Annotated in this window: 6 protein-coding genes; 2 read left to right on the top strand and 4 right to left on the bottom strand. The window is 72.6% G+C overall.

The window, feature by feature from the left end; translation table 11 throughout:
- Nucleotides 1-2,093, bottom strand: a 2,093-nt coding sequence (locus D7Y21_RS38950; RefSeq protein ID WP_121718413.1) for a TIGR02266 family protein, incomplete at its 3' end; no start/stop codon positions are given.
- A gap of 179 nt (nucleotides 2,094-2,272) precedes the next feature.
- On the opposite strand from D7Y21_RS38950, the gene D7Y21_RS38945 reads away from it, so the two are divergent.
- Nucleotides 2,273-3,415 carry a hypothetical protein gene (locus D7Y21_RS38945; protein ID WP_121718412.1) on the top strand — a complete coding sequence of 381 codons (1,143 nt, stop codon included), beginning with the start codon at nucleotides 2,273-2,275 and terminating at the stop codon, nucleotides 3,413-3,415.
- A gap of 2 nt (nucleotides 3,416-3,417) precedes the next feature.
- On the opposite strand, the gene D7Y21_RS38940 is transcribed toward D7Y21_RS38945, so the two are convergent.
- Nucleotides 3,418-4,389, bottom strand: coding sequence for an alpha/beta hydrolase (locus tag D7Y21_RS38940; protein ID WP_121718411.1), 972 nt, complete (start codon nucleotides 4,387-4,389; stop codon nucleotides 3,418-3,420).
- 44 nt (nucleotides 4,390-4,433) lie between these two features.
- A complete protein-coding gene (locus tag D7Y21_RS38935) occupies nucleotides 4,434-5,396 on the bottom strand; it encodes an NAD(P)-dependent alcohol dehydrogenase (protein ID WP_158627417.1) in 963 nt (320 codons plus the stop codon).
- Between D7Y21_RS38935 and D7Y21_RS38925 the strand changes: the two genes are divergently transcribed.
- Nucleotides 5,383-6,381 (top strand): LysR family transcriptional regulator, encoded by a 999-nt coding sequence (locus D7Y21_RS38925; protein WP_121718410.1) that lies wholly within the window; start codon nucleotides 5,383-5,385, stop codon nucleotides 6,379-6,381. The genes D7Y21_RS38935 and D7Y21_RS38925 overlap by 14 nt on opposite strands.
- A 19-nt stretch (nucleotides 6,382-6,400) precedes the next feature.
- On the opposite strand, the gene D7Y21_RS38920 is transcribed toward D7Y21_RS38925, so the two are convergent.
- On the bottom strand, nucleotides 6,401-7,756 hold a 1,356-nt coding region (locus D7Y21_RS38920), incomplete at its 5' end, for a hypothetical protein (protein WP_370039911.1).

Below are 7,756 nucleotides of genomic sequence, written 5' to 3'. Positions count from 1 at the left end.
AGCGTCGCGGGGGCGCTCGGGGCGGCGGGCGCGGGCGGGGCCTGGCGCACGGAGGGAGGAAGCACGCTCGGCGGCGGCGGGGCCATGGGCCTCGCGGCGAGACGGCCCGAAGAGGACACGGGCTCGCGCGCCAGTTCCAGCGGCCCGTCGTCGTCGATGGACAGGTCCAGGTCGAACTCGGCGCTGCCGCCGGACGGGCGCTGCGGCGCGGGAGGCTGCTGCGGGACGGCGCGGCCCCAGGACGACGCAGGCTCCTGGGAGAGGTCGGGAGCGCGGCCCGCGGCGGAACCGGGCTCGCGGCCCAGGCCGGGCGCCGCGGGACGGTTGGCGAAGGAGCCGGGCTCCAGCGGCAGCTCACCCGGAGCGCGCGCAGCGGGACGCCCCGCCACGGATCCAGGCTCGCGGCCCAGTCCCGGCGCGGCGGCGCGACCCGCCGCGGATCCAGGCTCCAACCCCAGACCTGGCACGGAGGGACGTCCGGCGGCGGATCCAGGCTCACGCCCCAGGCCCGGCGCGGCGGTACGTCCGCCAGAGGAGAGCGGTTCAAGTCCCAGGCCCGGCGCCGCGGGACGACCACCAGAAGAGCGAGGCTCCAGTCCCAGGCCCGGCGCCGCGGGACGACCTCCAGAAGAGCGAGGCTCGAGTCCCAGGCCCGGCACGGCGGCACGGCCGGCAGCGGATCCAGGCTCCAGTCCCAGGCCCGGCGCGGCAGGGCGACCACCGGAAGAGCGAGGCTCGAGTCCCAGGCCCGGCACGGCGGCACGGCCGGCGGCGGATCCAGGCTCACGCCCCAGCCCCGGGGCACGGCCGGCGGCGGATCCAGGCTCACGCCCCAGCCCCGGCGCGGCGGCACGGCCGGGCGAGGACGCGGGTTCACGCCCCAACGGCCGCTGACGGCCCGGCGAGGACGTGGGTTCGCGCGCCAGCTCCAGCGGAGCCTCGTCGTCCAGGGATGACAGGTCGAAGTCGAACTCGGCGCTGCCGCCAGAGGGCCTGGCGGGAGCCACCGGCGGCACGACCGGCATCGCGGCGGGCGGAGGCGGAGGGGCCGCGCGCTGCACGGGCGCGGGAGGCACCGGCGCGGCGCGAGGCGGCGGCGCGGGAGCGACATCCGAGAAATCCAGCTCGAACCCACCCGCGTCGCCCGCGTCCGAAGCCGCGTCGTCCTCCACGGAGAGCCCCACTTCGATGGGCACCTCATCCAGCGGCTGGCCCATGGCGATGGGCGAATCCATGGCCGGAGCCTCGAACTCGAAGTCGAGCCCCGGCAGCGGCTCGTCGTCTCCCGACAGCACGCCCTGCGCGGTGGGCGGAGGCGTCCCCGCGATGAGCTCGTCCAGCGGGATGTCCACGTCGTTCGCGGAGTCCGCCTGCGCGAGCCCCATGTCCTCGTCCGGAGCGCCCAACGAGAACGGCTCGTCCGCGCCGCCCAGCGAGAACGGCTCGTCCGCCGCGGGCACGGGGGCGGACGGCGCATCCAGGTCGTCGAACAATGAATCGAGCGCGACGCCGCCCGCGGCCGGTTGCGCGGAACGCGCGGGCGCGGCTGGAGGTGCGACGGCGGTGGGACGCGCGGGGGCGGCGGCGGGCCGGGGCGCGGCGGCGGTGGAAACCGGCGGCGCGGCCACGGGCGGACGCACCGGCGCGATGCCCGGCGCACTCAACGGCGCGATCCCTGGCGCGGCCAACGGCGCGATGCCCGGCGCCACGACCGGAGCAATGGACGGCAGCGGCGCGGCGGCGGGCACGGCACTGCCACCCGGCTTGCGCTGGAGCATCAGGTCCACGAGCGCGCGGCTCGCGGTATCCAGCTCCTGGAACTGCAACCCCATGCCCGGAGGCCCCGCGGGGTCGTTCACGTCGCGCACCCAGCGCACGGTCGCGGTGCCTTGAAGCACGCGCACGCCGTTGGCGATCTGCACGTCGAAGCGCACGGGCGTGCCCACCGGCTGCGGCGTGCGCGAGCGGATGAACATGCCCCCGGGGCTGATGTTGGTGGCGAACTCCTCGGTGAAGCTCCCCACAGTCTCATGCTTGAGCTTCACCAACAGACCGACCGACTTGCGGTCCGAGGTACGCCGACCTTGATCCATGGTTCAGCACTGTCGCGTCCGGGGGCCATTCCCTCAAGGGGGTTCTGGCCCCCTGCCCGTCCGTCCGGTATCCATTCGAGACCTCCAGGTGCGCATCTGACTTACCTGTATGTCCCCGCTATCCTGGGACTTCGTTTCCCGCTGGAAGAGATCCGGGTCCACCGGACGGGAGTCCCCCGATGAACGCGGTTCCCCATTTCGCCCCGGCTCCGCTGCATGCGCGGTGGTTGGTGGACCGACGGCACGACCTGCTCTCCACGGTCGGGGGACTGGGCGCGAGCCTGGCGCTGATGGCGTTGCACGTGCTGGGGGGCGTGAGCGGGCCGCCGCTGTGGTGGGCGTGGGTGCTGCTGCTGGACGGGCCGCACCTGTTCGCGACGGTGTCGCGCACGTACCTGGACGCTCGGGAGCGGAAGGCGCGAGCCCGGCTGCTGTGGGGCAGCCTGGGCTGGTTCGCGGCGGGGCCGGCGGTGTTCGTGGCGTCAGTGCTGTCCGGGCAGCGCTGGCCGTTCGCGGTGTTCGTGACGCTGGCGGCGCTGTGGGCGTACTGGCACGTGGTGCGGCAGCACTACGGCATCATGGTGCTCTACCAACGCAAGGCCGGAGAGCGGGACGCGTGGGACCGGCGGCTGGACAGCGTGACCCTGTACGTGGGGCTGCTCGCGCCGTTCGTGGCGTTCGCGCTGACGCATCCGGGGGCGCGGCGCCGGTTGGGGCTGCTGGCGGAGCCGACCTGGGAGGTCGGGGTGGCGCACGCGTGCTTCGCGTTGGTGCTCGCGGTGGTGGGGGTGCTGGCGGCGAGGCAGGTGTGGCGGTGGCGCCGGGGGCTGGGAGTGAACGGGCCCAAGTTGTTGATGCTGGGCGCGGCGCTGGGGCTGACGTCGCTGGTGTTCTGGCCGTCGGTGTCGCGGCGGATGGACTTCCTGATGTTCACCGTGGCGGTGACGGCGTTCCACAACGTGCAGTACCACGGCATCGTCTGGTTCTTTCACCGCAACCGCTACCACGCGGAAGGCGTGGACCGGACCGCGTTCGGTTGGGCACCGAAGGTGAGTCAGCGCTTCATCGTCTACGCGCTCTGCGGGCTCGCGTTCACGCTGGTGTACCGGACACTGGGCTGCGGCATGGGCGTGCATCCGGGCTGCGGCGCGTTCGACGCGAAGCTGGCGATGGGAGGCAGCGGGCTCATGCTGCGGGACCTGATGGAAGGCTTCATCTGGGGCTTCGCGCTGCACCACTACTTCCTGGACCAGTACATCTGGCGCGTGCGCAAGGACGCGGGTCTGAACCAGGACCTGAAGCTGAACACCGCGGCGGCTTAGGTTCACGACGCCAGCTCGGGCGGCGCACGGAGCGCACGGGTGAGCGCCTCGTTCAGCTCGCGCTTGAAGCTCGTGGTCATCCAGGCGTTCGGGATGGCATCGAAGCCGTGGATGGCCCCGGGGTAGACATGGAGCTCCACCGGGACTCCCGCGCGGGAGAGGCGGCGGGCGTAGTCCATGGACTCGTCGAAGAAGACGTCGAGCGAGCCCACGGCGATGAAGGCGGGAGGCAGGCCCGAGACGTCCTGGCCGAGCGAGGCCGAGAAGTGCCCGGCGCGAGAGTCGGTCGGGAGGTAGTCCCCGCGCAGGGACTCCCAGCCGAAGCGGGTGTGCGCACGCGTCCACGAAAACTCGCCCGTCGTCGGGTTGGGGTCCACCTCCAGGGGCGTCCCCGTACGAGCGTCGAGCATGGGGTAGATGAGAATCTGCGCCGCGGGCAGTGGCCCGTTGTCATCGCGGGTGAGCTGCGCCAGCGAGGCGGCCAGCCCGCCACCAGCGCTCTGCCCCATGAGGACGATTCGCGACGGATCGACGCCGAGTGACGCGGCATTCGCGTGGACCCAGCGCAGCGCCGCGTAGACATCGTCGATGGGACCCGGGAACGGCACCTCCGGCGCGAGGCGGTAATCGACCGAAACGACGACGGCGTTGTGCGCGAGGGCGAGCTCGGCATCGAAGCCCTCGCCCATGGATGCGCTGCCCATCACCATGCCGCCGCCGTGCAGGAGCAGCACGGCGGGCCGTGCCGTGGCGTGGCCCGGCGGAGTCTGGATGACGAGCCGGACGTCCGGCGCTCCGTTCCGCCCGGGAATGCGCACCTCGCCCCGGAGCGCGGTGGTCCGGGGGGCGATGGACGCAATCATCTGGTCCATGAACGTGCGGCCGTCCGCGAGGTTCTCGCGGGAGAGCCCCGGGAGGAACTCGTGGGCGATGAGGGGGAGGAGAGAAGGGTCGACGAGATGACGCGTGGACATGGGTGACTCCTGGATGCGGCGGTGTGTGAGGTTGAGACGGGCCTTCAAGGCGACGTGGGAGCGGGGGCCGCGCGGATGACGACCTTGCCGATGACGCCCCCTCGTTCGGACCGCTCGAACGCGCTTCGAGCGTCGGGCAGCTCGAACACCTCCACGGGCGGCGGGAGGAGCTCCCCGGCCTGGAACTTCCCCGCGAGCTCCGCGAGGTCCCTCGCGGACGGTTTGGTGACGAGCACCAGCTGCTTCTGGCGACGGAAAGGGCCGAGCAGGGCGGAGGCCATGAGTGACAGGGGGGATGGCTCGAACCCCACGTGCCTGCCGCGAGGCGTGAGGAGGCCACGCGCCTCGGCGAAGGACAGCTTCGTGCTCAGGTCGAAGACGACGTCGAAACGCGCACCGAGCTTCGAGAGCGGCCGGGCGCGATAATCGTGGACCACCTCGGCGCCGTACTGCCGTGCCGCGGCCAGACCGGCGGCGGAGGTGACGGCGGTGACGTGCGCACCACGCGCCCGGGCAAGCTGGATCAACATCAACCCCACACCTCCCGTCGCGCCGTTGACAAGGACGCGCTCGCCGGGAGCGACGCGCGCGACGTCACGCAATGCCTGGAGCGCCGCGAGCCCCACCATCGAGACCGCCGCGGCCCCGACGTCGTCGAGCCCTGGCGGAACCCTGGCGACGGACGTCGCCGCGACCGTGATGAGTTCGGCGAGCGTTCCCTCGCGCATGCTTCCGGGGAAGCCGAACACGCGGTCTCCGACGGAGAAGCCGCTGACGCCCGCACCCACCTCCTCGACGACACCGGCGAAGTCCGAGCCGGTTGACTTCGGGAAGCGGGCACCGCTGAGCAACCGCAGCTCGCCACGCCGGATCTTCCCATCGATGGGATTCACCGAGACGGCTCGGACGCGGATGAGCAGGTGGTGGGCGCGGACGCGGGGCGCCGGCTGCCGGGTGTGCTGCAGGAGTTCGGGACCGCCGAAGCGGCTGTAGGTGAGTGCGTTCATGGCCCTCAAGCTACGGGGCGGCATGAATTCGCGGAACTTGATGGTGGGAAGGCCTATTGTTCATGCCGTGAAACTCTCGGCCTTCGACCTGAACCACATTCGCGCGCTCCACCACCTCCTCGAAGAGGCTCACGTCACGCGTGCGGCGAAGAAGCTGGGAATCACGCCCGCGGCGGCGAGCAATGCCCTGCACCGGCTGCGCGTCGACTTCGACGACCCGCTCCTGGTCCGCAACGGAAGGTCGCTCGTGCGAACGCAGCGGGCCGAGGACCTTCGCGCGCCCGCCAGGGAGGTGATGCTGGCGGCCGGGCGGCTGTTCGACCAGGGGCGTCCCTTCGACCCGGCGACCGCGACCTGGGACATCTACGTGACGACGTCGGACCGCGTCGCGGAGCTGCTTCTGCCGACGCTCGACCGTCTCCTCGCGGCACGTGCTCCCGGGGCCCTGCTCACGCTCCGGACCCAGACACCGGACCTGGGGGCGTTCCTGCGTGAGCACGGCGGGATCGCCATCGTCCCGGAGATCGCGAAGGAGCGGGACCTGCGCTCGCAGCGCCTGTTCGTCGACGACTTCGTCTGCGTCATGCGCGGGGCGCATCCCCTCGCCACCGGGCGCATGACCCTGAAACGGTTCACCGAGTGGGAGCACGTCCTGGTGGCCCCACTCGCGCAGTCGCGCCGCGGCGGCATCGACGTGCTCCTGGAGAAGGAGGGGTTCTCACGTCGAGTGACGCGTGTGGTGACCACGTTCTCCCTGGCACTGCCGCTCGTCCTAGGCTCGGACCGGCTCGCCGTCCTTCCGCGCAGCTTCGCCACCTCGCACGCGAAGGCACTTGGGCTCGCGCTTCGGTCACTGCCTGTCCCGATGCCTCCCCTCGAGATGCTCCTGGCCTGGCATCTTGGGAACGAGGGCGACCCGAAGCACGCATGGGTCCGCGGCCTCGTTCATGACGCTGTACGCGCCGTGGGCCTGGCGACCGCGTAGGCCCACGGCTCCGTCGGGCTCAGGGCGTCACGAACCGCAGGAACGCATCCTGGTTCCAGGTGTTCCCCGCGCCGTCGCGCTGCCAGCCGGACACCACCAGCCCGGACTCCGGCGCCGCGACCAGCGTGGTCGCCGCCAGCGAGCAAGTGCCGCTCTCGCACGCCTCCGGCGCCAGCGACTTCGTGCCCAGGAGCGCGCCGTCCGCCGCGTAGCGCGTCACCATGTTGCCGCACGCCGTGGCCACCGGGCCCGAGGGCTCCACCGCCGCCACCGTGCCCACCGACGTCGCGCCGCACGTGGGCTGCTTCACCCAGCGCTCCTGCCCGTCCGCCGTCGCCGTGAGCACGAACGGGCCGCCCTCATCCAGCGCCACGCCGTTCCACACCAGCAGGCCCACCGCTTCGCCGGCCACCGCCACCGTGCCGTCCGCACCCACCGACACGGAGCCCACGCGGCCGTTCACTCCCGGCACCTCGCGGCCCCACGCCAGCGCTCCGTCCGCGCCGAACGCCAGCACCACGAAGCCGCCCGTGCCCTGCGCGTCGAACGTGCGCCCGTCCACCGTCACCGGGCCCACCAGCCGCCCGGCCACCACCGACGTGCCCGTCCCCGACAGCGCCACCGCCGACAGCAGCGTGCCCTCCTTCGCGCCGTCGAACGTCTTCGTCCAGCTCGCCGTGCCGTCCGCCGCGTAGCGCACCAACTGGGGCGTGTGGGCCTCCGTCGTCCACTCCTCGCCCAGGGCCACCACTCCGCCCGCCGCGTCCGCCGCCACCGCGTAGACCTTCTGGCCCACGCGGCGCTGCCACTCGGGCTCGCCCGCCTGCGTGAACTTCACCAGGAAGCCGTCCTGCGCCTCGCCCAGCCCGAAGTCCGCCGAGTACAGGAACGCGTTGCCGGACAGGAACACCGCGCCATCACTTCCCGTGGAGCCCGCCACGCGCAGGTCCGACAGGCGGTTGCGCTCGAACTCCTTCGCCCACTGCTTCGTCCCGTCCGCCGAATAGCGGGACAGCGTCAGCACCAGCCGCTCCCCGTCCACCTGCTCCCGGTCCTCATCCGAGCGCGGCGTGCCGGACGTCACCCACAGCACATCTCCGCCCCGCCCCACCGCCAGCCCCGCGCCCGTGTCGTCCTGCGGGCCGCCCTGCTTGAGCGACCAGGGGCTCGCCGCCGGGGCCGCGGGCGCCGGAGTCTCCGCGGAGGGCGCCTGGGTGGGTGCCTGGGTCCCAGGCGAGGGAGCAGCCGTCTCCGGGGCCGGCGCGGGGAGCGTCCCCTGGGCTTCCGTACCGCCAGTCACATCCCCAGTTTCGTCCGCCGGAGCACCACCACCACACGCCGTGCTTCCCAGCCCGAGGAGTCCCGCGCCCAGAAG

This window comes from Corallococcus sp. AB045 (assembly GCF_003668895.1).
Taxonomy (GTDB): Bacteria; Myxococcota; Myxococcia; order Myxococcales; family Myxococcaceae; genus Corallococcus; species Corallococcus coralloides.
The sequence above is the reverse complement of the archived record's forward strand: the minus strand, read 5'-3'. Positions and strand labels throughout refer to the sequence as shown.

What these genes read in the sequence shown, in the direction of transcription:
- D7Y21_RS38945 (WP_121718412.1), top strand. Translation starts at nt 2,273, where the DNA reads ATGAACGCGGTTCCCCATTTCGCCCCGGCTCCGCTGCATGCGCGGTGG.
- D7Y21_RS38940 (WP_121718411.1), bottom strand. Translation starts at nt 4,389, where the DNA reads ATGTCCACGCGTCATCTCGTCGACCCTTCTCTCCTCCCCCTCATCGCC.
- D7Y21_RS38935 (WP_158627417.1), bottom strand. Translation starts at nt 5,396, where the DNA reads ATGAACGCACTCACCTACAGCCGCTTCGGCGGTCCCGAACTCCTGCAG.